At 41.3% G+C, this 24,042-nt stretch carries 22 protein-coding genes; 10 read left to right on the top strand and 12 right to left on the bottom strand.

Going from position 1 to position 24,042, the window contains the following annotated elements; all coding sequences use genetic code 11:
- Positions 1-65 precede the first annotated feature (65 nt).
- The 10 genes from Q7U33_RS04455 to dnaA form a co-directional block, all read right to left on the bottom strand.
- Positions 66-3,269 (bottom strand): type I restriction endonuclease subunit R, encoded by a 3,204-nt coding sequence (locus tag Q7U33_RS04455; protein WP_304858389.1) that lies wholly within the window; start codon positions 3,267-3,269, stop codon positions 66-68.
- 97 nt (positions 3,270-3,366) lie between these two features.
- Complete coding sequence (locus tag Q7U33_RS04460) at positions 3,367-3,771, bottom strand: type II toxin-antitoxin system HicB family antitoxin (RefSeq protein ID WP_304858390.1); 405 nt, start codon at positions 3,769-3,771, stop codon at positions 3,367-3,369.
- 66 nt (positions 3,772-3,837) lie between these two features.
- Positions 3,838-4,023, bottom strand: a complete 186-nt coding sequence (locus Q7U33_RS04465; RefSeq protein ID WP_304858391.1) for a type II toxin-antitoxin system HicA family toxin — start codon at positions 4,021-4,023, stop codon at positions 3,838-3,840.
- Positions 4,024-4,097: 74 nt separating this feature from the next.
- Entirely contained in the window at positions 4,098-4,271 is a 174-nt protein-coding gene (locus tag Q7U33_RS04470) for a hypothetical protein (RefSeq protein WP_304858392.1), read from the bottom strand.
- Positions 4,272-4,274: 3 nt separating this feature from the next.
- A complete protein-coding gene (locus Q7U33_RS04475; protein ID WP_304858393.1) occupies positions 4,275-4,817 on the bottom strand; it encodes a transposase in 543 nt (180 codons plus the stop codon).
- Positions 4,818-5,176: 359 nt separating this feature from the next.
- A complete protein-coding gene (locus Q7U33_RS04480; protein WP_304858394.1) occupies positions 5,177-6,313 on the bottom strand; it encodes a restriction endonuclease subunit S in 1,137 nt (378 codons plus the stop codon).
- Positions 6,310-7,851 (bottom strand): class I SAM-dependent DNA methyltransferase, encoded by a 1,542-nt coding sequence (locus tag Q7U33_RS04485; protein WP_304858395.1) that lies wholly within the window; start codon positions 7,849-7,851, stop codon positions 6,310-6,312. Before Q7U33_RS04485 ends, Q7U33_RS04480 begins: the two co-directional genes overlap by 4 nt.
- A gap of 121 nt (positions 7,852-7,972) precedes the next feature.
- A complete protein-coding gene (gyrB, locus tag Q7U33_RS04490) occupies positions 7,973-10,390 on the bottom strand; it encodes a DNA topoisomerase (ATP-hydrolyzing) subunit B (protein WP_304858396.1) in 2,418 nt (805 codons plus the stop codon).
- A 90-nt stretch (positions 10,391-10,480) separates the two neighbouring features.
- Complete coding sequence (gene dnaN / locus Q7U33_RS04495) at positions 10,481-11,581, bottom strand: DNA polymerase III subunit beta (RefSeq protein ID WP_304858397.1); 1,101 nt, start codon at positions 11,579-11,581, stop codon at positions 10,481-10,483.
- A gap of 248 nt (positions 11,582-11,829) precedes the next feature.
- Positions 11,830-13,239: a chromosomal replication initiator protein DnaA gene (dnaA, locus tag Q7U33_RS04500; protein WP_304858398.1), complete on the bottom strand. Its 1,410-nt coding sequence runs from the start codon at positions 13,237-13,239 to the stop codon at positions 11,830-11,832.
- Positions 13,240-13,558: 319 nt separating this feature from the next.
- Between dnaA and rpmH the strand changes: the two genes are divergently transcribed.
- The 5 genes from rpmH to mnmE all read left to right on the top strand — a co-directional run bounded on the left by rpmH (position 13,559) and on the right by mnmE (position 17,471).
- Positions 13,559-13,693 (top strand): 50S ribosomal protein L34, encoded by a 135-nt coding sequence (rpmH, locus tag Q7U33_RS04505; RefSeq protein WP_015833284.1) that lies wholly within the window; start codon positions 13,559-13,561, stop codon positions 13,691-13,693.
- A gap of 68 nt (positions 13,694-13,761) precedes the next feature.
- The gene (gene rnpA, locus Q7U33_RS04510) at positions 13,762-14,151 is read left to right on the top strand and encodes a ribonuclease P protein component (protein WP_304858399.1); all 390 of its coding nucleotides are present in this window, start codon (positions 13,762-13,764) and stop codon (positions 14,149-14,151) included.
- Positions 14,152-14,221: 70 nt separating this feature from the next.
- Positions 14,222-14,431: a membrane protein insertion efficiency factor YidD gene (gene yidD / locus Q7U33_RS04515; RefSeq protein ID WP_304858400.1), complete on the top strand. Its 210-nt coding sequence runs from the start codon at positions 14,222-14,224 to the stop codon at positions 14,429-14,431.
- A gap of 51 nt (positions 14,432-14,482) precedes the next feature.
- Positions 14,483-16,135: a membrane protein insertase YidC gene (yidC, locus tag Q7U33_RS04520; protein WP_304858401.1), complete on the top strand. Its 1,653-nt coding sequence runs from the start codon at positions 14,483-14,485 to the stop codon at positions 16,133-16,135.
- Positions 16,077-17,471, top strand: a complete 1,395-nt coding sequence (gene mnmE, locus Q7U33_RS04525) for a tRNA uridine-5-carboxymethylaminomethyl(34) synthesis GTPase MnmE (RefSeq protein WP_304858402.1) — start codon at positions 16,077-16,079, stop codon at positions 17,469-17,471. The genes yidC and mnmE overlap by 59 nt, the downstream gene beginning before the upstream one ends.
- A gap of 198 nt (positions 17,472-17,669) precedes the next feature.
- On the opposite strand, the gene Q7U33_RS04530 is transcribed toward mnmE, so the two are convergent.
- On the bottom strand, positions 17,670-18,005 hold the full coding sequence (locus Q7U33_RS04530; protein WP_304858403.1) for a YegP family protein: 336 nt from the start codon (positions 18,003-18,005) through the stop codon (positions 17,670-17,672).
- Between the two features lie 396 nt (positions 18,006-18,401).
- Positions 18,402-18,851 carry a DUF1924 domain-containing protein gene (locus Q7U33_RS04535; RefSeq protein ID WP_304858404.1) on the bottom strand — a complete coding sequence of 150 codons (450 nt, stop codon included), beginning with the start codon at positions 18,849-18,851 and terminating at the stop codon, positions 18,402-18,404.
- Positions 18,852-19,131: 280 nt separating this feature from the next.
- Here Q7U33_RS04535 and mnmG point away from each other — a divergent pair, with 280 nt between their 5' ends.
- The 5 genes from mnmG (at position 19,132) to Q7U33_RS04560 (ending at position 24,012) form a co-directional block, all read left to right on the top strand.
- Entirely contained in the window at positions 19,132-21,051 is a 1,920-nt protein-coding gene (gene mnmG / locus Q7U33_RS04540; RefSeq protein WP_304858405.1) for a tRNA uridine-5-carboxymethylaminomethyl(34) synthesis enzyme MnmG, read from the top strand.
- Positions 21,048-21,734, top strand: coding sequence for a 16S rRNA (guanine(527)-N(7))-methyltransferase RsmG (gene rsmG / locus Q7U33_RS04545; protein WP_304858406.1), 687 nt, complete (start codon positions 21,048-21,050; stop codon positions 21,732-21,734). The genes mnmG and rsmG overlap by 4 nt, the downstream gene beginning before the upstream one ends.
- A 67-nt stretch (positions 21,735-21,801) precedes the next feature.
- Positions 21,802-22,566: a ParA family protein gene (locus Q7U33_RS04550; RefSeq protein ID WP_304858407.1), complete on the top strand. Its 765-nt coding sequence runs from the start codon at positions 21,802-21,804 to the stop codon at positions 22,564-22,566.
- A gap of 47 nt (positions 22,567-22,613) precedes the next feature.
- Positions 22,614-23,477, top strand: coding sequence for a ParB/RepB/Spo0J family partition protein (locus tag Q7U33_RS04555; protein ID WP_304858408.1), 864 nt, complete (start codon positions 22,614-22,616; stop codon positions 23,475-23,477).
- Between the two features lie 196 nt (positions 23,478-23,673).
- A complete protein-coding gene (locus tag Q7U33_RS04560; RefSeq protein ID WP_304858409.1) occupies positions 23,674-24,012 on the top strand; it encodes an ATP synthase subunit I in 339 nt (112 codons plus the stop codon).
- Positions 24,013-24,042 lie beyond the last annotated feature (30 nt).

Raw genomic sequence — 24,042 nt, forward strand, 5'->3', positions numbered from 1 at the left:
ACTGTATAACAAAAACGGCAACTAGTTGGTTGCCGTTTTTATCTGAGCTTGTACAATCAAACTGATTATTTCTGCAGATCTGTTGCAATTAATTCTGCCTGTCTAAGCACAGTTTCAGTTGCGAGTATTTCCATATCAGGTGGATAGCCGAATTGGCGGAGTGTACGTTTCACGATCACTTTTAGTCTCGCTCTCACGCTTTCTTTAATGGTCCAATCAATCGTTGCGTTTTCTCGAACACGCTGTAAAAGTACAACAGCAAGTTCGCGCAACTTGTCTTGCTGCATGAGTTCCTTTGCGCTGTTGTTATTCGCAACAGCGGTGTAAAAGGCAAACTCTAATGGGCTAAGCTTCATGCGCTCAGCTTCGCTGTCACCATGCACAATTTCTTTACTGACTTTAATCAGCTCATCCATCAACTCGGCGGCTGTGATGATTTTATTTTGATAGCGCTTGATAGAATTTTGCAACATTTCCATGAGGCTACGGCTTTGAATCAAGTTGGTTTTTTCGCGTACTTTGATTTCTTCATTGAGCAGTTTTTTCAGCACTTCTAGCGCGATATTTTTATGCTCATGGTTTTTCAGTTCCATCAAAAACTCATCACTTAAAATTGAGATGTCAGGTTTCTTGATGCCTGCTGCATCAAACACATCAATCACTTGTTCGCTCACCAAGGCTTGGTCAATCACTTGGCGTATCGTGGTTTCAATAGATTCGTCTGTGCGCCCTTCACCTGTGCTATCAAACTTAGCCAGTCGTGCTTTCACCGCTTGAAAGAACGCCACTTCATCTTTCACATCCATGGCTTCATCATGCGGAATGGCAATTGCAAATGCTTGAGAGAGTGCAGTTACCTCATTCACGTAACGTTTTTTTCCATCATCTAACCCTAATACATGCTCTTCAGCCGCAAGGATAAGTGACAGCTTTTTAGAGGTGTCTGCATTGAAGTAAAGCTTGTAATCAAAGTTATGATAAAGCTGTTGCACCACCTCTAACTTCTCGCGCATGAGCTCAAGCGCCTGTTCTTGTGCAATGGCAGGGTCACCTTTACCACCTGCATCCGAGTAAAAAGACAAAGCTTGCTTGAGGTCGGCAGCAATCCCTAAGTAATCGACCACCAAGCCCGCAGGTTTATCACCATACACACGGTTTACCCGTGCAATGGCTTGCATTAGGTTATGGCCTTTCATTGGCTTGTCGATATACAGCGTGTGCATGCTAGGCGCATCAAAACCTGTCAGCCACATATCGCGCACAATCACTAACTTTAACTCGTCTTGCGGGTCTTTCATGCGCTCTGCCAAGTTGCGGCGCTGTTGCTTGGTGGTATGGTGCTTGGCAAGTTGTGGGCCATCGCTCGACGAAGCGGTCATCACAACTTTGATTGCCCCTTTATTCAGGTCATCAGAATGCCACTCAGGCTTCAGCGCAATAATTGCCTCATACAGCTCTGCCGCGATACGGCGCGACATACTCACTATCATGCCCTTACCCGCAAATACCTCTTGGCGTTGTTCAAAGTGCGTCACAATATCTTTAGCGATGTTTTGGATGCGTTGCTTGCTACCAATTAGCGCCTCAATCTGCGTCCAACGTGCTTTAGCTTTTTGTGTGTCGGTCAGCTCATCCTCTTGCAACTCTTCATCAAGTTCAGCCACCAGCTTGCGGCCTTCTTCTGAAAGTTGCACCTTGGCTAAACGACTTTCGTAAAAAATGCGCACTGTCGCGCCATCCTCCACCGCTTGCGCAATGTCGTAAATATCCACATAATTACCAAACACCGCTGGCGTGTTCACGTCCGTGCTTTCAATCGGTGTGCCAGTAAAGCCAAGATAGGTAGCAAAGGGCAAAGCATCGCGCATATATTTGGCAAAGCCATACACAATCTTTTGCCCAATCACTTCGCCCGCATCGTTTTTCTCTTCTACGGTCTTAGCTTTAAAGCCATATTGCGTGCGGTGGGCTTCATCGGCAATCACAACAATATTTCTGCGCTCCGATAAAGTCTCGTAAACATTGCCTTCTTCAGGCTGAAATTTTTGAATGGTGGTAAATATCACGCCACCTGAGGCCACTTTGAGTAGCTCTTTGAGCTGTTGTCTGTCTTCTACTTGTTTCGGCTCTTGGCGTAATAGTTGGCTAGAGGCAGCGAAGGTATCAAACAATTGGTCGTCCAAGTCGTTACGGTCAGTAATCACCACAATGGTGGGGTTATTAAGCGCCAACACAATCTTGCCTGTATAAAACACCATGCTCAATGACTTGCCACTGCCTTGCGTATGCCACACCACACCCGCTTTGCGGTCACCTTTGGGTTGGCTACGCACATCGCCCAAGCCATAGCTGGCTGGAGTTTGTGCCACACCAGTAGCTTCTGCGGATGCTCTAAGCGTTGATATAACTGCCGCATTCACTGCGTAATACTGGTGATATGCCGCTAGCTTTTTAACCGTGCTGATGCTAATTTGCTTGGTGACAGGGTCTTCTTTTGAGGATTTCTCAAACACAATAAAGTGGCGAATTAAATCCAGTAGCGTGGCTTTATTCAGCATGCCGTTAATCAGCGTTTCAAGCTGGCTCACAAGATGCGAGGCTTCAGCCTTACCGTCCGCACTTTTCCAAGCCATAAAGCGGCTCAAGCCTGCGGAAATACTCCCTGCTTTTGCCTCTAAACCGTCTGACACAATCACAAAACCATTGTAGGTAAACAAGCTGGGAATCGTCGCTTTATAGGTACTAATTTGCTGATAGGCACTTTGAAGTGTCGCGTTTTCATCGGCGGCGTTTTTAAGCTCAATCACCACCAATGGCAAGCCATTCACAAACAGGATAATGTCTGGGCGTTTGTTTTGGTTGTTTTCAATAATGGTGAACTGGTTAGCCACCACAAATTCGTTATTGTCAGGGTTATCAAAATCCACCAACCAAACCAAATCACCACGAGTGCTTCCGTCTTTTTGATAACTGACATTCACGCCCTCAGTCAGCAATCGGTGAAATGTCTCATTATTGGCTAACAACTCAGGGGAGCTAATGCGTTGAATGGTTTTAATCGCCTCGTCTAGGGCAGCAGTTGGTAATGTTGGATTAATGCGGGTAACTGCATTGCGCAATCGGCTGACTAGCAATACCTCAGAAAAGCCTGCGCGTTCAGGGTTGGTACTATCTGGCGCAATTTCAGGCGCATACACATAATCAAACCCAAGCGATTGCAGGCGCTCAATGGCTAGGGTTTCAATTTCTGATTCGGTTAGTTTGCCCACTTATAGTTTTAATTCTTTTTAACAAAACAACATCATACAACACATGAGTAGATAAAGAAAAAGCCCCTTTGGGGCTACCTTGGGGGCTTAGATAAGTTTATTGCTCGTGCGCCAGCGCAGAGAGTGCAACCCTCGCAATAAAACCACTTCTGGTTTCATGCTTACTCGCTACATATTGGTCAATGCGATGCAACACAAATTTTGGCAAGCTAATATTCACGCGCTCAGGTTTGCTGTCTAGCTCAGTTAAATCAACGTCAACAAAGCCCCAAGCTGCATCTTTAAATGCCTCTTGTGATTTTAAATCCTCAATAGCCGAGGCATGAAAATCCACAGGCTCGCCTAACTCTAATAATGTTTCAATATGGCCTACTACTGCTTCTTTTGCGTTTGAGATAGCTTCCTCAACAGTATCACCGTATGAGAAGCAACCAGGGACATCAGGTACGGTTACTCCGTATGATGTCCCTTCGTCTTGATGAATTGCTATTGGATATAACATAATTTGTTTGTCTGTTTGTCTGTTTGTCTGTTTAGTCTGTCGTTTAGTTTTTTTTGCCGCACTTATTTACTTCTTAAGTCCTGCTTGTTTCAAAATGCTGCTAACGGTTCCAACTGGAAGGTCTTTTTTGGGGTGCGGCACCGTCACAAGACCTTTTTTTGTCGGATGTTTCAAATGATGGTGACTACCTTTGGTTCTAACCACATCCCAACCATCATCCTGCAGCATTTGTAAGATTACTCTAGAGTCCACTATGGATTCCTTTCTCAAATGCTTGCATGTGTATTTATACACACACACACCTCGCGTGTCAACATTCGTGTGTATTATTGTGTATTTTTATCACCCAACTTAGCCGCATCAGTTAATTGGCTTAAATAATCCTTTTCAGCCTCAGCCTCTTTTTTCACACGGCGCTTCTGTGCAAACTTATCGTACTCCAAAGTCGCTTTAGTTGCTGTAGGTTGGGCTGATTTTAGAAGCCCAACAATTAACCACATCAATCAACGCTCACCGCCAGCCTCAATATTCACCATGCTATCGCCCCAATCTGCTGTCAAAACCCCTCGCTCAACATATTTGTGAAACGTTGAAAACGGCCAATCAATCGCACGGCGCACATAGCCATGTTTCACAGGGTTGTAATGAATATAATCCACATGCCGCTCAAAATCACTTTCATCGCGGATGCAATGCTCCCAATAACGGCGTTGCCAAATACCACGTTCACGTTTTGCTAGGCGGCTGGCGCGTATCGTTTCAGTTTTAGCCAAACGGCGCGAAAACCCCGCTTTAATCAAACTCCACCGCATGGGGAAATCCACATCATCGTGCGGCAAACGCCAAATAGCATGCAAATGTTCAGGCAACACCACCATCGCCTCAATCACAAAAGGGTGTGCCTGCTTCACCTGTTGCATCACCTCGCGCAAAATATCAATATGGCGCGTGAGCAAATCGGCTTTTCTATCCGCCAAATTCACCGTAAAAAAATAAGTGCCACCCGCCACATCAGCTCGTCGATAACGCAAAACATCACCTCCCAATTTCCCTCATTTTGTAGGTTGGGCTGACCTTTGGAAGCCCAACATACAACCATCAACACATCACCCATTAACCTGCATTTGTAGGTTGGGCTGATTTTAGAAGCCCAACGGTTAACGTATGCGTCATTGTGCGTTGGGCTGATTTTGAGAAGCCCAACGGTTAACGTATGTCACATTGTGTGTTGGGCTTTTCAGCCCAACCTACGAGCTGATTTTGGAAGCCCAATGGTTAACGTATGTGACATTGGGTGTTGGGCTTTTCAGCCCAACCTACGAGCTCTCAATTGTCATTATCAATATGAAGACAAATAACACTCCTAGCGAGAGTACGTAGAGATCAACTTTTCTTCTTGTATCAGTCATAAAGCTACTCTTACCTCACCGCTCATTAGCTTGGGGAGCAAATTATCGCGGAGTTTTTCTAGGGTTTTAACGGCAAATCTATTTGATGACAATTTATCGAAAATTGGCTCAATGTTAATTAATACTTTATCTTGTACAAATTTTGGTGGTAATGAAACTGGTATAGATTTAATTGCTTCTGTAGTTAAATTTACTTGAACACCACTATTGGCCTTACTTTGTAACAAACTTATGGCTTCTTCTGTGTTCAACTGCAAATACAGTAAATAAATACTTTTCAGTTTTTCAGTGGTTTCTAAATAAATTCTAGCTACACGTTGGTTTAAAACATACTTTTCTGATACGTCAATCAATGCTGGGTGACCTAATATGCCCATATTGTCTTTCATGTCTGTCATGGCCATTACGATGTCATTTTTATTAAGCGTCCATCTTTTAAGTTTTTCAGTTCTTGGCACGAAGTCCGCTTTTGGGTTAAATCTTAAACCACCACCTGGCTGAATATGCCCCATTTTAAAAACTTCTAAGAAACCTTCTTGGTACTCTTCATAATCGCCACTACTAAAAGCATAACCATTTTGAACCGTAGCAACTTCGCCAAGTGTTGCTTCCTCCCAATCCTCCTGCGCTTCTTCTACAAACCACTGCCTAAACAGCGTTTCGGCCATGCGTTCTAGGGTGGTGTTTTGGCGGTGGAGCAGGTCGATTTTGTCATCCAAACTGCTGAGGACTGAGGCGATGGCTTTTTGTTCATCAGGACACTCTACAATTTCAACATCTAAAGAGTTCAGTAGTGTCTGAGTAACGAGAGGGTGACTTGAACCACCAGCATGCTGATTCAAGTCCATGTCTTTTAAAAAGTAGTAGAAAAACTTTGTGTTATTTCGCCCTTTTGGTTTTGCAGATAGTGCGTTATCAGAAACCCAAATTGGCTGATTTTCGTAATATGTGGCACCACAATATGCGCCTACTCTACCAATAACAATCGTCTCTCCATCATAGTTATTATCTGCGCAATAGCCGAGTATTCCGTTTCCACCATAAATTGGTATATTGCCTTCAGATGCTGGGCGAGCTTTACCATTTCCAAAGCTAACAACATCGCCAAGCTTATAAGGCTTTAATTCACTCACAGCTTCACCCTCGCCAAATTCTCTGCAATCGTTTGATTGAGTTTTTCTTCCTCCACCAACTGCGCTTCAAATTCTGCTTTTAGGGCGTTAAAGCGCTCGGCAAAGTTAAAGTCATCTTCATCATCGGGCAGGCCAACATAACGGCCTGGGGTGAGTACGTAATCGAGTTCTTTTACACGCTCTAGGCTAACAGATGCGCAAAAGCCTGCGATGTCTTGGTAGTTGCCGTTTGGGTTGCGCCAGTTGTGGTAGGTGTCGGTGATTTGTTTAATATCATCATGGCTCAGCTCTTTGGTACGGCGATTGATGAGGTGACCTAGGTTGCGGGCATCAATAAACAAAATCTCGTTACTGCGGTTTCTAAATTTGCCATTTGTTCTATTGCGGCTCATAAACCACAAAGCGGCGGGGATTTGCGTGTTTAAAAACAGTTTAGCTGGCAGGTTGACGATGCAATCAATCACGTTGCCTTGCTCAATCAGTGCTTTGCGGATGTCACCTTCGCCACTGGTTTTGCTGGTGAGTGCGCCTTTGGCCAGCACCACGCCTGCTTGGCCTGTGGGGGAAAGGTGGTAGATAAAGTGTTGCAGCCATGCAAAGTTGGCATTGCCAGCAGGCGGTACGCCATATTGCCAGCGGCCATCGGTGCGCAGTAGTTCGCCTGACCAATCACTTACGTTAAATGGTGGGTTGGCAATGATGTAATCAGCTTTAACATCTTTATGCGCATCATTTAAAAAGCTGCCTTCGTTGTTCCATTTCACCTGTGAGGCTTCAATACCACGTATGGCAAGGTTCATTTTAGCCAAACGCCATGTGGTTTGGTTGCTCTCTTGCCCGTAGATGGAAATATCATTGACCTTGCCTTGGTGGTCTGCCACAAACTTTTCAGATTGCACAAACATACCGCCAGAGCCACAGCACGGGTCAAACACACGGCCTTGATATGGCTCAAGCATCTCGACCAATAACTCCACCACCGAGCGAGGCGTGTAGAACTGCCCACCTTGCTTGCCTTCAGCCAGCGCAAACTCACCTAAGAAGTATTCAAACACATGACCAAGCACATCAGCACTGCGCGATTTAGCATCACCCAAGGCAATGTTGCCGACTAGATCAATCAACTGACCAAGGCTGGCAGGGTCTAAGTTGTCACGCGCAAATACTTTGGGTAACACGCCTTTAAGTGAGCTATTTTCAGCTTCAATGGCATCCATTGCGGCATCCACCATTTTGCCAATTTCTGGTTGCTTAGCTTGAGATTGTAAGTATGACCAACGTGCATCTTGTGGCACAAAGAATACGTTTTCTGCCGCGTATTCGTCTTTATCTTCAGGGTCTGCACCTGCGTACTCACCCTCCCCTGCTTGCAGTTTAGCAAAGTGCTGCTCAAATGAATCAGAAATGTATTTAAGGAAGATTAAGCCTAAAACAATGTGCTTATATTCCGCCGCATCTATGTTTTTGCGGAGTTTATCGGCGGCTTTCCACAGTTGTTTTTCTAGTGGTTCTGATTTTTGTTCTTTTTGTTGGGCCATTTTTAGCTTTTTTATCAAATATTAATTCAATTGTAGTTTAATTTATTTTCAATTAAATAAAAAAAGCCCAATAAGGGCTTTTTTATTTTTAACTAAAATATCTTAGGTTTTTGGGAGATCTCTAAATATCTAAGTTATTAGCACCCAAAGCATTATTTTCAATAAATGCGCGTCTAGGTTCTACATTATCGCCCATCAATGTTGTAAAAATCTCATCTGCTGCAATGGCATCATCAATTTGCACTTTTAATAAACGGCGCACTTTAGGGTCCATAGTGGTTTCCCATAACTGCTCTGGGTTCATTTCACCAAGACCTTTATAGCGCTGAATATTCAGTGTATTTTTAGCTTCGCCTTGTAGCCAATCTAAGGCTTGTTTGAAGGTTGAAACAGTTTGTTCTTTTTCGTTGCGCTTAACAATTGCACCTACGCCCACTAAGCCATTGAGCATATTGGATGTTTTCAATAGCTGTCTGTAATCACCACTGCTTAAGAACTCAGCATTAATCACGCAACATTGCAGGTTGCCATGTACGTATTTATTAACCTCTAAGCGGTAAGCATTAGTTTCAGCATCAAATGCCACAATTACTTCACTGCCTACTGCACCTAAGATTGGACGTAACTTCTCAGCAATTGCATTAGCGCTAGCTTCTGTGCTTAGATTAATCTCACCTGCATCTTGAATCGCACGTAGTACGCTTTCATCATACAGTGAAGAAATACGGCGAATCACCGCTTCAGTTAACACCACTTGTTTTGCGATTTCAGTTAACGCTTCATCTTTTAAGATACCAGCGTTAGTTTTTGTGTCTAGCTCTGCATTTTTTAGCGCTGATTGCAGTAGGTAGATATCTAATTCTTGCTCATCTTTAAGGTAACGCTCATCCCTACCCTGTTTTACTTTGTACAGTGGTGGTTGCGCAATGTAGATATGCCCACGCTCTACTAATTCTGTCATTTGGCGATAGAAAAATGTGAGCAACAAGGTACGGATATGCGCACCATCAACGTCCGCATCGGTCATGATGATGATACGGTGATAGCGTAGCTTCTCTGCATTAAAATCAGCTTTACCAATGCTGGTGCCTAAGGCAGTAATCAGGGTTGCAATCTCTTGTGAACCTAGTAATTTATCAAAACGTGCTTTTTCTACGTTTAAAATTTTACCTTTTAACGGCAAAATCGCTTGGTTTTTACGATCACGCCCTTGTTTGGCAGAACCGCCCGCAGAGTCACCCTCGACTAGGTATATTTCACACAACGCAGGGTCTTTTTCTTGGCAGTCAGCTAACTTACCAGGCAAGCCCATGGTGTCCATCACCCCTTTACGGCGGGTAATTTCACGCGCTTTACGTGCTGCTTCCCTTGCACGTGCCGCTTCTACCACTTTTCCACAGATAATTTTGGCATCTGCTGGGTTTTCTTGTAAAAACTCAGCCAATTTTGCTGATACCACTTCAGATACCACTGGTTGCACTTCACTTGAAACCAATTTATCTTTAGTTTGAGATGAGAATTTAGGATCAGGTACTTTCACTGATAACACACACGTAATCCCCTCACGCATATCGTCGCCAGTCGTCTCTACTTTAGCTTTTTTAGCCATTTCACTTTGTTCAATATACTGGTTTAAGGTACGCGTCATTGCTGTACGTAGGCCAGTTAAGTGAGTGCCGCCATCACGCTGTGGAATATTATTGGTAAAACATTGAACGGTTTCACTGTAAGAGTCATTCCATTGCATGGCTACTTCAATGGTCATGCCATCTTTTTCACCAGAAGCATAAAAAGTTTTTGGATGTAGCACCGTTTTACTACGGTTCATATACTCCACAAAACCTTTAATACCGCCAGAGTAAGCAAAGTTTTCACTTTTACCAGTACGTTGATCTACTAACTCAATTTTTACACCGTTATTTAAAAATGAAAGCTCGCGAATACGCTTAGCTAATATTTCAAAATGATATTCAATCAAAATAAAGGTTTCTACTGAGGCTAAAAAGTGCACCTCCGTACCTTTTTTATCAGTGACGCCTGTCTCAGCCAAAGGCGCTACTGCTTCACCACGACGAAACTCCATTTGATGCACTTTACCGTTACGGTAAATTTTTAATTTAAGCCAATCAGACAGTGCATTAACCACTGAAACACCTACACCATGCAAACCACCAGATACTTTGTATGAGTTTTGGTCAAACTTACCACCCGCGTGCAATTCGGTCATGACAATTTCAGCGGCAGAGCGTTTTACGGCTTTAATATCATCGTATTTAATATCCGTTGGAATACCACGGCCATTATCTGCAACGCTGATCGAGTTATCATGATGAATAATCACTTTAATATCATCGCAGTGGCCTGCTAATGCTTCATCAATAGCATTATCCAGCACTTCAAACACCATATGGTGCAAGCCAGAGCCATCAGACGTGTCACCAATATACATCCCTGGGCGCTTACGTACTGCATCTAAACCTTCCAATATTTTAATACTGGATGAATCATAATCTGGCGATATTGCTTTGTTTTCACTCATACTTGTTTTCTTTACTTTAAAGTTATCTTTAAATTTAATATTTTTGTTGAAGTAAAAATATTAAAGCTTTTGTTTCACGTGAAACAAGATTTAAATGCGCATTGGCATCACTACGTATTTATAATCGGGATTATTAGGTAAGGTAATTAAGCAGCTGCTATTTGCGTCTGCAAATGAAAAAGTGACTTGTTCGCTATTAGTGTTATTTAAAACATCAATTAAATAAGTCACATTAAAGCCAATATCTAGCGCATCACTGCCATAAGCGATTTCTAATTCTTCTTCTGCTTCTTCTTGATCGCTGTTTGTACTAATTAACTTAAGATTATTATTACTTAACACCATGCGAATACCGCGGTATTTTTCATTTGATAAAATCGAAGCGCGTTGCATTGCTAACAATACACCTAAACGCTCAGTCGTGAACGTATTTTGATGCCCAGTAGGAATCACGCGGTTGTAATCAGGGAATTTACCATCTATCACTTTAGATATCAGCTTGATATTGCCAAAGCTAAAGTTAACTTGATTGTTAGCAATTTCTACACTGACATCTTCTTCACTCTCATCTAATAACTTAATTAACTCGATAACCGTCTTACGTGGCAAGATAACATCTTGTTTTTCATAGGTTTCTTTTAATTCTGTTGATGTAAAACTTAATCGATGTCCATCAGTTCCCACGATATTTAAACGATTTTCTACAACTTCTACTAATAAACCATTCAAGTAATAACGGATATCTTGTTGAGCCATTGCAAACTCAACTTGTTTTAACAATTCTTTTAATTGTCTTTGTGGAATCGTCACCACAGTGCCTTGTGAATGCGTTTTTGTCATGACAGGGTAATCAGCCGCAGGCAAGGTTTGTAAATTAAAACGGCTTTTACCCGCTTTAACAGTAATACGGCTATCGTTAGTGGCCATATTAATATCTGAATTGTCAGGTAATGATCTACATATATCTAATAACTTTTTAGCAGAGATAGTGGTTGAGAAATCATTACTACTAGCACTATCTACAGATAATGAAATTTGCATTTCTAAATCAGTGGCTGTTAGATGAATTTTATTTTGTTTAGCTTCGAGTAATAAGTTAGACAAAATAGGTAGCGTATGTCTTTTTTCTACAATGCTTGTCACTGAAGTTAACGGTTTTAATAACGTTTCACGGTTGATTTGTATATTCATCTTTATAACCTAAATAATATATATATAAATAATAACAATAATAATGGTGCATTTTTTTGTGCATAACTAGTTTTTATTGAATATTTTCAATAGTTTGCAACTCTTTTTTTTATCTTGGTAAAAACATAATCTACTGTGGGTCAATTGTTGATTAAATTTTTCAAATTCCTTAATCACAACCTTATGCTTATTTTATCCACAGTTTATCCTTAAGCTCATTATTAACAAATAAGCTGATATTTACCTATTTAATCTCTAATTACTTGTATTAAAAACCCAATGTCTCTAGCGATTGTTGCATCATTTTGTCTTAATAAATCAATCTCATCACACGCATGCATCACGGTAGTGTGGTGTCTGCCACCAAAAGCCTCACCAATTTCAGGAAAGCTGTGATTAGTTAACTCTCGCGATAAAGCCATTGCAATTTGTCTAGGACGTGCAAAATTACGTGTTCTTTTTTTGCTATACATCTCTGCAACTTTAATTTTATAGTAATCAGCCACGGTCTTTTGAATATTCTCCATGGTGACCTGACGACCACGTACCGCAATTAAATCGCGTAATGCGTCTTTAGCGAGGTGAACATCAATCGCATGGCCTGTGAACTTAGCCATCGCAATAATGCGGTTTAAAGCACCTTCAAGCTCTCGTACGCTGGATCTAATTTGTTTAGCAATAAAAAATGCAACATCTTCAGGCAAGTTAAGGTTTACGGCTTCTGCTTTTTTAAGCAAAATTGCTACGCGCATTTCTAACTCTGGCGGTTCTACCGCAACTGTTAAACCCCAGCTAAAGCGTGTTCTTAAGCGTTCATCTACGTCTGCAATTTCTTTAGGGTAAGTATCACAGGTAATTACAATTTGTTTTTTTGCTTCAATTAGAGAGTTAAATGCATAAAAGAACTCTTCTTGCGTGCGTGTCTTTTTAGCAAAAAACTGAATATCATCAATCAGTAATAAGTCTAAGGAATGATATTGGCGTTTAAACTCATCAAACGCTTTATGTTCATACGCTTTAACTACATCAGATACATAACGCTCAGCGTGTAAGTAACGAATTTTTGCATCTGGTTTATGTATTCTTAACTCGTTACCAATCGCTTGAAGTAAATGCGTTTTACCTAGCCCTACGCCACCGTAAATAAATAAAGGGTTATAAGCGCTACCAGGATTTTCAGCCACTTGAATAGCAGCAGCACGTGCTAATTGGTTAGCGCGACCTGTGACGTAATTACTGAAGTTAAAACTAGGATTTAAATTAGAGGTATCGATATTTTTACTAGTGCTAACTGTGGTTTTTTTAGTTTTCGCTAATATTTCACTTAAATTATGTTTAACACTATCGAGTTTTGTTTCGTTTTCTATCGATTTATTTTCTTGAGTGACTTTTTTAACAGGCTCAGCTTGCGTTGTTTTGCTTGCAGACTCACCTAACAGCAATTCTATTTGCATATCAGGCTTATGTTCTTGAGCAAATTGTTCAATTTTTTTCAGAAAGCGATCTTTAACCCATTGCATGACGAAACGATTAGGCGCAAAGACGCGCACAGCATCACCGCTGATTTCAGTGTGCAGTGGTTTAATCCAAGTATTGAATTGTTGTGCTGAAAGTTCTTTCTCAAATTTAGAAAGACAAGCAGGCCAAAAATTTTCCATCTGTATTGATATACCTAAGCTTGTACAGTTATTTTTAACTAATGTATTGAAATAACAACGATTGTAAGTTATTGTTTTTATTTTATTTTTATTAACAATAGCGTACAATGTAGCGCTAAGTTAATCACTGCATTTTAGCTGGTTTAGCGTAACTTATCCACAGGCATTTTCAAAAAAGTAACAATAAAAAATTTATAAAATAAAAGTGATAAGAATTAAAAAGTTAGCGCAATTAATAAAACTAAATAAGCATTGACAAAATATAGTGATATCGGGTCTAATAACGCCCTTTGTAGCATTTTGCTAGTTGGAGATTCACATGAAACGTACATATCAACCTTCTAAAACACGTCGCGCACGTACACATGGCTTTTTAGTTCGCATGAAAACTAAAGGTGGCCGCGCTGTTATTGCTGCTCGCCGCGCAAAAGGTCGTTCACGCTTAGGTCTATAAGTTAGTAACGCCACAGGCGTTACTTTCGCTGTATATTTAGTTTTAAATGTCAGTAGAAACTTAATATAGTGCGCACGCTTAGATTTACAAAAAAAGCTAAGCTTATTAAAACGGATGAATTTTCATCCGTTTTTAATTTCCGCAAACGTATTTTTGCACAATATTTAGCGGTACATTATCAACCTAACACCTTGGCGCATGCTCGTTTGGGTTTGGTGGTCGGTAAAAAGGTAGCTAAATCATCAGTACAAAGAAACTATATGCGGCGTGTGTTGCGTGAGTTTTTTAGGCTGAGACAACGCGCAATTAACCCCCTTGATTTGGTTGTGCGCGTGCAAAAAAAGTTTAATAAAAAAGATTTTTTATCAGTCGAGCAAGAGTTTGATGCTTTGATCAAGAAAATTAATCTACGCACCACATTAAATACACAACAAAACCTTACTGAGGTTCACCATTAAATGGTGTTCAGCATTTATAATGTACGGCAGCGGTTATTATTTAAGCCGCATTCTTTTTTGTGAATATGTAATGTCGCGCTTATTGATTTGGATGATTAAAGGATATCAATTAATTTTGAGTCCTTTTTTTGGCCAGCAATGTCGCTTCTACCCTACTTGTTCACATTATGCGGTGGAAGCGCTTCAAAAACATGGCGCACTTCGTGGTAGCTACTTAATGGTTCATCGCTTATGTCGTTGTCACCCATGGTGTGATGGCGGGCATGATCCAGTACCTTAATTCTCTTTTAAATGCATGACTAAATTTTATATAGATTGCTTATAAAACAATATGGATACAAGACGTTTAGTATTATTCGTGATTTTTTCGATGTCTATTTTGATGTTATGGGATGCTTGGCAAACTAAAAATGCGCCTGTGACATCAAGCCCAGTTGCTACTGTGGATACTGTACCTAGTGCTACTGATCTAGGTGGTGCAGTTGCTAATAATGTAGATACCCCTGTTGATACAGGTTACGCGTTAAAATCAGGTCAGAATATTGTTGTGACCACTGATTTGTTTAAGGCAAATATTAATACAATAGGCGGCGATTTACGTAAATTAGAATTACGTAACCACCGTGCAGATGATAACCAAGGTAATTACTTATTATTAGATGACGCTGCTAAACCTATGCTTTATGTTGCGCAGACTGGCTTAATTGGTCAAGATCTACCGACACACAATTCAGTGTTCACTAGTGATGCAACAGCTTATCAAATACAAGATGGACAAGATAAGCTTGAAGTGCGCTTAAGTGCTGTGAGCAATGGGGTGACTGTATATAAAGTCTATACATTCCACCGTAATCGTTATGAAATTGATGTTAATTATGAAATTAAGAATGACACTAGCGTAGCGATTACGCCTGTTGTTTACTATCAAATTGTCCATGATAGCGAATCTAATCAAGGCTCTGCCCTAATGCCTACCTTTACAGGTGGTACATATTACACAGAGGCAAGTAAGTTCAAGAAGTTAGCATTTAGTGACATGGTTAAAGAGCCATTAAATATCACTTCAAATGATGGTTGGGTTGGTATTTTGCAACACTATTTTGTTAGTGCTTGGATTCCTAAAGATGGTTTAGCACGCAAGTTTTATACTGAGAAACTGAGTGACAATATTTTTAGAATTGGTACCAAAAGTACATTAGAAACGATTGCACCAGGCGCAACTTTAACTGTGCCAGCTCGTTTATATTCTGGTCCACAAACTAAAGAAGATTTAATCGCAGCCGCACCAGGCCTAGAGTACAGCGTGGATTATGGTTGGTTAACTGTTATTGCATCGCCTTTGTTCTGGTTGTTAGCAAAAATTCACTCTTTGGTACAAAACTGGGGTGTAGCAATTATCTTGCTTACGATTTTGATCAAAGCAGCATTCTTTAAACTTTCAGCTTCTGGTTACCGTAGCATGGCGCAAATGCGTGAACTTGCACCACGTTTACAATCAATGAAAGAAAAGTTTGGCGATGATCGTCAAAAAATGCAGATGGCGATGATGGATCTCTATAAAAAAGAGAAAATCAATCCTATGGGTGGTTGCTTCCCAATTTTAATTCAAGTGCCTGTATTTATTGCACTTTATTGGGTGTTGTTAGGTTCAGTAGAGTTACGCCACGCGCCATTTTTTGGTTGGATTCAAGACTTATCAGCGATTGACCCATTCTACATTTTGCCGATACTCATGGGCGCTACCATGATTATTCAGACTAAGCTTAATCCTAAGCCAACTGATCCGATGCAAGCTAAAATCATGACTTGGATGCCAGTTGTCTTTAGTATTTTCTTCTTCTTCTTCCCTGCTGGCTTGGTGTTGTATTGGTTAGTCAATAATGTGCTTTCTATCGCACAGCAGTGGTATGTTAATAAAATGATCCATGCAGAAACTGTTGCCAAAAAACAAGGCCACGCAAAAAAATCAGGTGAACATCACTAACTCAACAGACACGATAGCCGCCATCGCCACCGCAAGTGGTGCAGGCGGTATTGGTGTTGTCAGGGTTTCTGGCCCTTTATCTCATGCCATTGCAATAAGTGTACTTGGGCATTGTCCTAAGCCACGTCATGCTGCTTATCTAGACTTTAAACAAGCTGACGGCGATCTCATTGATCGCGGCATCGCTATTTTTTACCCGAACCCACATTCTTATACAGGTGAAGATGTATTAGAGTTGCAAGCACATGGGGGCACTGCACTCATGCAAATCTTGCTAGCTAGATGCATCGCCCTTGGCGCACGTCAGGCGGATCCAGGTGAGTTTACTCGACGCGCTTATCTCAATGACAAAATGGATTTAGCGCAAGCTGAGGCCGTAGCTGATGTGATTAATGCAGCTACGATTGAAGCAGCTAAGAGTGCAGTACGTTCATTGTCTGGCGAGTTTTCGCAGCGCATCAATACCCTACTCTCAAAGTTAATTGATTTACGCATGTACGTAGAGGCTTGTTTAGACTTTCCTGAAGAGGAAATTGACTTTATCACGCAAGGTCGAGTAGCTGATAAGCTGGCTGCGATTATTAATGAGCTGACAGCAGTTTTTGCAAAAGCAAAACAAGGCAGTTTATTGCGCGAAGGTATTAATGTCGTTTTAGTTGGTCAGCCAAATGTTGGTAAATCCAGTTTAATGAATCAGTTAGCTGGTGAAGAAGTTGCGATTGTGACTTCAATCGCAGGTACCACTCGAGATACCATTAAGAATGTGATACAAATAAACGGCGTACCTTTGCATGTGATAGACACGGCAGGCTTACGTGAAACTGACGACGAAGTTGAAAAATTTGGTATTGCACGAACTTGGCGAGCCACAGAAACCGCCAATATCGCATTATTGTTAGTGGATGCAGCCCATGGCATTACTGATACGGAAAAATCGATTTTAGCGCGGTTACCACAAGAAATCCCTAAAATTTGGGTGCATAATAAAATTGATGTGACGCAAGAACCTGCATTAATTGAAGAAAAGGACAAGGTAACGCATATTTATCTTTCTGCAAAAACTGGTGCTGGTTTAGAGTTGCTTAAAACGCATTTATTAAAATTAGCTGGTTATCAGAATAATGCTGAGGGTGTTTTTATGGCGCGCGCCAGACATTTATCTGCATTGTCACAGGTAAGTAGTCATTTGGATTTAGCGGCAAGTCAAATTAACTCGGCTGAGTTAGTTGCTGAAGAGTTGCGTTTGGCGCAAGAGGCTTTGAGCACAATTACTGGGGAGTTCACCCCTGATGATTTATTGGGTGAGATTTTCTCTAAGTTTTGTATTGGTAAGTAAGCTGTAGTGATGGTTTAGCTAAAGTTGTTTAGCGCAGCTTACTCTAATTAATGCACTTTTAATTGGATTTTCACATTTAAAACATGAGTTCGAAGCGGGTTTTTGATCCACGCTACTATAGTATTGGAACAAGTCCTTGCTGATGGTTTGTTGGCTTAGTTTGGTACGTAGCGTCAATTGACGCTACGTACCATAAATTTAAGCTGTTAAGTCTACTACAGTTGCTTCTGGTCCATTTTTCTTCACAGACTCAATGCCGTTATCGCGTGCTGCCGCACTTTCATACATTTGACTTTGACCAATAATTTGGTGGTTGCCCGCTTTAAGCACAAAGTAAGGCTTGTCGGTTTTGGACACTAAACGCTCATAACGTGCTTCATCTGCCGCATTTTTTTGAATAGAAGTAATCCCATTAAGTGCACTTGCTTTTGTCTCGTACATTTCAGACTGCATAATAATTTGGCCGTTGCCAGCTAATAAATTAAAGTGAAACTGACCACTTTTTGCTGCTTTTAATTCAAATTTCCCAGCCATAAGATTCCCCTTACGATTCGTTGTTGGTCTAATTTATGTACCTATGTTTATTACCAGATAAACTATAGACTTGCATATGTGGATAAGTCAATACCCAAGTATTAGTTGTGTTTACTGCTAAATAATTTTAAAAGTATTGTTTCACGTGGAACATATTGTTTATATATTGGAGGTGCATTAAGTTGGCATCTTATTAGCATGGAATATTGAAGCTAATAGAGAGTTGAATGTAAATTAACCTGTCTCAGTGATAGTTGTTGATGTATGTTGGGGGTTGTAAGTTACTGCTGATTTTTAATGAGTGCTAGCAGCAACTATGGTGATGAGTGTATGTGCGATGGGTATAAAAAAAGCAGAGCCTCGTATGAAGCTCTGCTTTAGTTAAGCGATAGCTAATTATTTTTTAGCTGAAGGTGTTCTTTCGGTTAATAGGTAAATAATATAGTTTGCTTTTTCTGCAGCAGTACAATCTGTACCGATAATTTCATTGCAATGTTCTGTGAATTTCTCTTCGACTTTATCTAAATCTTTAAAGCGTTTGTTGTTAACTGCTGGTGAAAGCGGCTCAATTGATTTACCTGTTAAAGCGTGTTTGCCTGGGTTAGCAGGGTTTGTTGTATGGCAAGAGGCGCAAGCCATTTCCTTGCCATTTGGCATTTTAATTTTACGATTAAAAAACATCTTACCTTCAGTCACAGAAGATACAAACTCTGGATTAACTGTTTGTGCGATGCTGATATATTTTTTTGTTAACGCTTCTGCGTTGGTAACGTTTGCTTGTGCAGCATGGGCTGTCAGTGTAGCAAAACCTAGTAACGTAGCCAAAATAAGATGGGTGTGTTTCACGTGCGACTCCTTAGTAATAAAACCAATAAAACCAAAATTTTCTAAAAAAGTATATTGATTGTGATTGTTATAATATGACTTAATTCTAAACTAATTATAGCTTGCTTGATATCGATTAAAGTAAATTTTATGCCTATATTGTTAAGAAAATATGGCTAAGTTGTAAATATCCAATTGTTTCACGTGAAACAGCGATTATAAGTGGTGTTATGCATGACCTAGACTTGAGTTTAAGTTAAACTTCTACCTCTTGAGTAATAATGTTTTTTGTGATTAAACTATGAATTTTCCTGATCTTTTTGATGTGATTGTAGTCGGTGGTGGGCATGCTGGTACAGAGGCTGCACTTGCGAGTGCAAGAATGGGACAGAAAACCTTATTGCTTACGCATAATATAGAAACATTGGGTCAGATGTCCTGCAATCCGAGTATTGGCGGTATCGGCAAAGGGCATTTAGTTAAAGAGATAGATGCACTGGGTGGGGCGATGGCTGCCGCTACTGATGAAGGCGGTATTCAATTTCGCATACTAAACTCCAGTAAAGGTCCTGCTGTACGCGCAACGCGTGCGCAAGCAGACCGCGTATTATATAAAGCTGCGATACGACACCGACTTGAAAATCAGGAAAATCTTTGGTTGTTTCAGCAAGCAGTAGATGACATCATCTTAGAGGGTGATCGCGCTGCTGGTGTAGTGACGCAAATTGGCTTGCGTTTTGCCGCAAAGTCTGTGGTGTTGACGGCAGGAACATTTTTGGGAGGTTTGGTGCATGTGGGGCTGCAGAACTATCAAGCAGGTCGCGCTGGTGACCCTCCTTCTATCTCGCTTGCTGCCCGCCTGCGTGAAATAGGCTTGCCAGCTGGTAGGTTAAAAACAGGTACGCCACCACGAATTGATGGACGCACCATCGATTATTCTGTCATGACAATACAGCCTGGTGATGATCCCGTGCCAGTGTTTTCATTTTTAGGCAATGCATTGCAGCATCCAGCACAAATGCCCTGCTGGATTACACACACCAATGAGCGTACTCACGACATTATTCGTAGTGGGTTAGATCGTTCACCGATGTACACAGGTGTGATTGAAGGTGTGGGGCCGCGGTATTGTCCGAGTGTGGAAGATAAGATTCACCGCTTCGCAGATAAAGAATCGCATCAAATATTTCTAGAGCCAGAAGGTTTGGCAACCAACGAAATTTACCCAAATGGTATTTCAACCAGTTTGCCTTTTGATATTCAGCTTGCTTTGGTGCGCTCTGTTAGGGGGTTGGAGAATGCCCATATTCTGCGCCCAGGCTATGCAATTGAGTATGATTATTACGACCCGCGTGGATTGAAGTCAAGTTTAGAGACTAAGGCTGTTAAGGGCTTGTTCTTTGCGGGGCAGATTAACGGCACAACAGGTTACGAAGAAGCAGCTGCGCAAGGTTTACTTGCAGGTGCAAATGCCGCCTTGTATGCACAAGATAAAGAGGCGTGGTGCCCTGCGCGTGATGAGGCTTACTTGGGTGTGTTGGTGGATGATTTAATCACGCGTGGCGTGAGTGAGCCCTACCGTATGTTTACCAGTCGTGCAGAGTATCGTTTGCAGTTGCGTGAAGATAATGCGGATATGCGTTTAACCGAAATTGGCCGCAAGCTTGGCTTGGTCAATGATGTGCGCTGGGAAGCCTTTAGTCGTAAAAAAGAAGCAGTTGAACGTGAGCAAGAGCGTTTGAAAAAGACATTTGTGCAACCAGCTAACTTAAGTGCAGAAATGATGCAGGCCGTGTTTGGTAAGTCGCTTGAACATGAATACAGTTTATTTGAATTGCTGCGGCGCCCAGAAGTAAGTTATGAGGCTGTGCTTTCTTTAGATGGCTTAGGGTTGGGTGAGGTTGAGCCTGCGGTTCGCGAGCAGGTGGAAATTGCTGCCAAGTATCAGGGATATATTGATCGTCAGATAGAGGAAGTGGCGCGTAGCCGAGGTCAAGAAAATACTCTATTGCCAGCCGACTTAGATTATCGAGAAATTCATGGTTTACCGATAGAGGCGCAACAGAAACTAAATGCACAAAAGCCAGAAACAATTGGCCAAGCTGGTCGTATATCAGGCATTACACCGGCAGCGATCTCTCTCTTGCTGGTTTACTTAAAACGTAAGTCACGTGCAAAGGTTTTAAGTAACACCAATACAGATATGGGAAATGTAGCATGAGCATAACAGGCAACATGCCAAGAAATTTAAAACAAGAAGATCGCGCTCAGTTACAGGCAAAGCTCGAACTGGGTTTGCAGGAGATGGGCTTAGAAATACTTCCAGAACAAAAACAAAAGCTACTAGATTATGTTGCCTTGATCTATAAATGGAATCAAGTGCACAATCTTACCGCAGTACGTGAGCCTATTGAAATGGTAACGCTACACATATTGGATAGCTTGTCAGTACTATCGCATATTGAATGTAAGCACTTACTTGATGTGGGGGCTGGTGCTGGTTTGCCAAGTATTCCTTTGGCTATTTGTTTGCCGCAAATGCAAGTGACTGCTATTGACGCCGTGCAAAAGAAAGTAAGTTTTATGCGACAAGTGAAAGCGGAGCTCGGCCTGTCAAACTTCTCAGTGATTCATGGGCGTATTGAAGATCAGGCTGTGCCGAGTAAAGAGATGGCGCAGAAGTTTGATGTCATTATCTCGCGCGCGTTTTCGGAAATTGCCCTCTTCATTAAGTTAACAAAACATTTGCTAGCTGAAGGTGGTGTATGGTTGGCGATGAAGGGCGTTATCCCTGAGCATGAGTTTAAAAAGAGTGTAATTAAACCTACTGAAATCCGTGTATTAAAAGTGGCTGGCTTAGATGCAGAACGTCATTTAGTGGTACTAAAGCAAGATAATGGCTAATTAACTGAGTAGTTTGAGTGCTAAGCAATGCACGTGCGTAACTATTGGAAATGCAAAGAAAAATAATATGAAAATATTGGCAATCACAAATCAAAAAGGTGGTGTAGGTAAAACTACGACTTGCGTCAATTTGGCGGCAAGTCTGGCTAGCTTAGGTAAGCGTGTATTGTTGATAGATTTGGATCCGCAAGGAAATGCCAGTACTGGAAGTGGTATTGATAAAGCGCATCTTAAGTTAAGTATTTACCATGTGCTGATAGGTGAAAAATCGTTAAAAGAAGTAGTAGTAAAAAGTGAAAAAGGTGGTTTTGATATTGCGCCATCTAACCGAGAGTTGGCAGGTGCAGAGGTTGAGCTGGTGAATGAGTTGGCACGTGAGAATCGCTTAAAGGCAGCCATTGCAAAATTAGGTGATGCATATGACATGGTGTTGCTGGATTGCCCCCCTGCCCTCAATTTGGTGACGGTTAATGCGTTAACCGCTGCAAATGCAGTAATGATTCCCATGCAATGCGAATACTACGCTTTAGAAGGTTTATCCGACTTGGTAAATACTATTAAAAAAGTACGCGCACACTTAAATCCAACATTGGAAATAGAGGGTTTGTTGCGGACATTGTTTGATAATCGAAATATGCTGGCTCAACAGGTTTCAGCCCAATTAATTAGTCATTTTGGAGATAAAGTCTATAAGACCGTAATTCCACGTAACATTCGTTTGGCTGAGGCGCCAAGCTATGGTGTGCCAGTGTTGAGTTACGATAAAAGCTCTAAAGGCGCAGTAGCCTATCTTGAGTTGGCGCAAGAAATTACCAATAAAGATAAAAACTGAAACAGGTTTCAGGGTTTATTTAAAAATATACGTAAAGAGAAGCAAATATGGTTAAGTTAAAAGGATTAGGGCGCGGTCTGGATGCCCTGCTCGCTGGTGACATGGGTAGTGTTGGTGAGGCTGATTCACTGATGATGCTAAAAGTAGAACAGTTACGTCCTGGCAAGTATCAACCAAGAAGTTATATGGATGAAGCTGCGTTAAAAACGTTAGCCGATTCAATTAAAGCACAAGGCATTATGCAGCCAATTCTTGTTCGTCAATTGGCGGATGAGCAGTATGAAATTATCGCAGGTGAGCGCCGCTGGCGTGCAAGTCAGCTTGCTGGTTTAGCTGAAGTGCCAGTACTTGTACGTGAGATTGCTGATGAGTCAGCGTTAGCGATGGCTTTGATTGAAAACATTCAGCGCGAAAATCTTAATCCACTTGAAGAGGCGCAAGGTATCAAGCGACTAATTGATGAGTTTTCGATGACGCATGAAAAAGCCGCCGAAGCTGTTGGGCGCTCCCGTGTGGCAGTATCAAACTTATTGCGCTTACTTACCTTGACCGATGCGGTTCAGGAGATGTTGATGTATGGTAAGTTGGATATGGGGCACGCGCGAGCGCTGGTTGGATTGGAAGGCGCGCAACAAGTCATGTTGGCTGAGCAGATTGTTTATAACAAATTATCTGTACGCGAAGCAGAATCACTAGTGAAAAAATTTGGCGAGCAGGTTGTTAAACCTGCAGCAAAATCCATGCAAGCGCCACAACATGATCAAGACGTAGTGCGACTGCAAGAAACCTTGAGTAATAAGCTAGGTGCAAGTGTAAGTATTAAAGCGAATACTAACGGAGCTGGCGTATTGAAAATTAACTATGCAAGTTTAGATCAGCTGGACGACATTATTGGCAGAATTACACGCTAAGTGTTTCATTTACTTACAACTTAGCTATTGACTAAAAATCGCTATTAATTCAAAATCGCGGTCTTTGCTACTTAATGGTATTTTAAGTGGTAAATAAATACATGAAGCCAAGCACAATCAGGGCTTTAATAAAGCTTTTAAATTAATTGGATTTAAGTCATTGTCAGCATTAAATACAACAGATGTTTTTAGTAAAATGCTTAAGATCCAAGTAGTTGCAACGCTTGTAGTTGCTGTGGTCATGTTTTTGTTTTTAGGTGTGCACGGAATGGTGTCAGCCACGCTAGGTGGTGCGAGTGTGGTGGTTGGTGCTTATGTAGCATCATTGGTAGCCAAGCGCGGTGCAAACAAAACGGATGCTTCAGCAATATTAGTGAATCTGCTTAAAGCAGAAGCAGTGAAGATTTTGATGATCATTGTAATTTTGGTGATCGTATTCAGTTTTTATAAACAATTAGTGCCATTTGCATTAATTGCTGGTTTGGCGGCTGCGGCATTGTTTTCTGGTGCAGCCCTCAGTAAGTTAAACGTGTAATTTAAACAAACGTCAGTTAGAAAAATATTA

Source organism: Methylotenera sp., assembly GCF_030653755.1.
In the GTDB taxonomy this organism is placed as follows: Bacteria; Pseudomonadota; Gammaproteobacteria; order Burkholderiales; family Methylophilaceae; genus Methylotenera.

Coding starts and splice junctions, on each gene's coding strand:
- Q7U33_RS04460 (WP_304858390.1), bottom strand. CDS start 3,771: ATGTTATATCCAATAGCAATTCATCAAGACGAAGGGACATCATACGGA.
- Q7U33_RS04470 (WP_304858392.1), bottom strand. CDS start 4,271: ATGTGGTTAATTGTTGGGCTTCTAAAATCAGCCCAACCTACAGCAACT.
- Q7U33_RS04485 (WP_304858395.1), bottom strand. CDS start 7,851: ATGGCCCAACAAAAAGAACAAAAATCAGAACCACTAGAAAAACAACTG.
- gyrB (WP_304858396.1), bottom strand. CDS start 10,390: ATGAGTGAAAACAAAGCAATATCGCCAGATTATGATTCATCCAGTATT.
- dnaN (WP_304858397.1), bottom strand. CDS start 11,581: ATGAATATACAAATCAACCGTGAAACGTTATTAAAACCGTTAACTTCA.
- dnaA (WP_304858398.1), bottom strand. CDS start 13,239: ATGGAAAATTTTTGGCCTGCTTGTCTTTCTAAATTTGAGAAAGAACTT.
- rpmH (WP_015833284.1), top strand. CDS start 13,559: ATGAAACGTACATATCAACCTTCTAAAACACGTCGCGCACGTACACAT.
- yidD (WP_304858400.1), top strand. CDS start 14,222: ATGTCGCGCTTATTGATTTGGATGATTAAAGGATATCAATTAATTTTG.
- yidC (WP_304858401.1), top strand. CDS start 14,483: ATGGATACAAGACGTTTAGTATTATTCGTGATTTTTTCGATGTCTATT.
- mnmE (WP_304858402.1), top strand. CDS start 16,077: ATGCAGAAACTGTTGCCAAAAAACAAGGCCACGCAAAAAAATCAGGTG.
- Q7U33_RS04530 (WP_304858403.1), bottom strand. CDS start 18,005: ATGGCTGGGAAATTTGAATTAAAAGCAGCAAAAAGTGGTCAGTTTCAC.
- mnmG (WP_304858405.1), top strand. CDS start 19,132: ATGAATTTTCCTGATCTTTTTGATGTGATTGTAGTCGGTGGTGGGCAT.
- rsmG (WP_304858406.1), top strand. CDS start 21,048: ATGAGCATAACAGGCAACATGCCAAGAAATTTAAAACAAGAAGATCGC.
- Q7U33_RS04550 (WP_304858407.1), top strand. CDS start 21,802: ATGAAAATATTGGCAATCACAAATCAAAAAGGTGGTGTAGGTAAAACT.
- Q7U33_RS04555 (WP_304858408.1), top strand. CDS start 22,614: ATGGTTAAGTTAAAAGGATTAGGGCGCGGTCTGGATGCCCTGCTCGCT.
- Q7U33_RS04560 (WP_304858409.1), top strand. CDS start 23,674: ATGCTTAAGATCCAAGTAGTTGCAACGCTTGTAGTTGCTGTGGTCATG.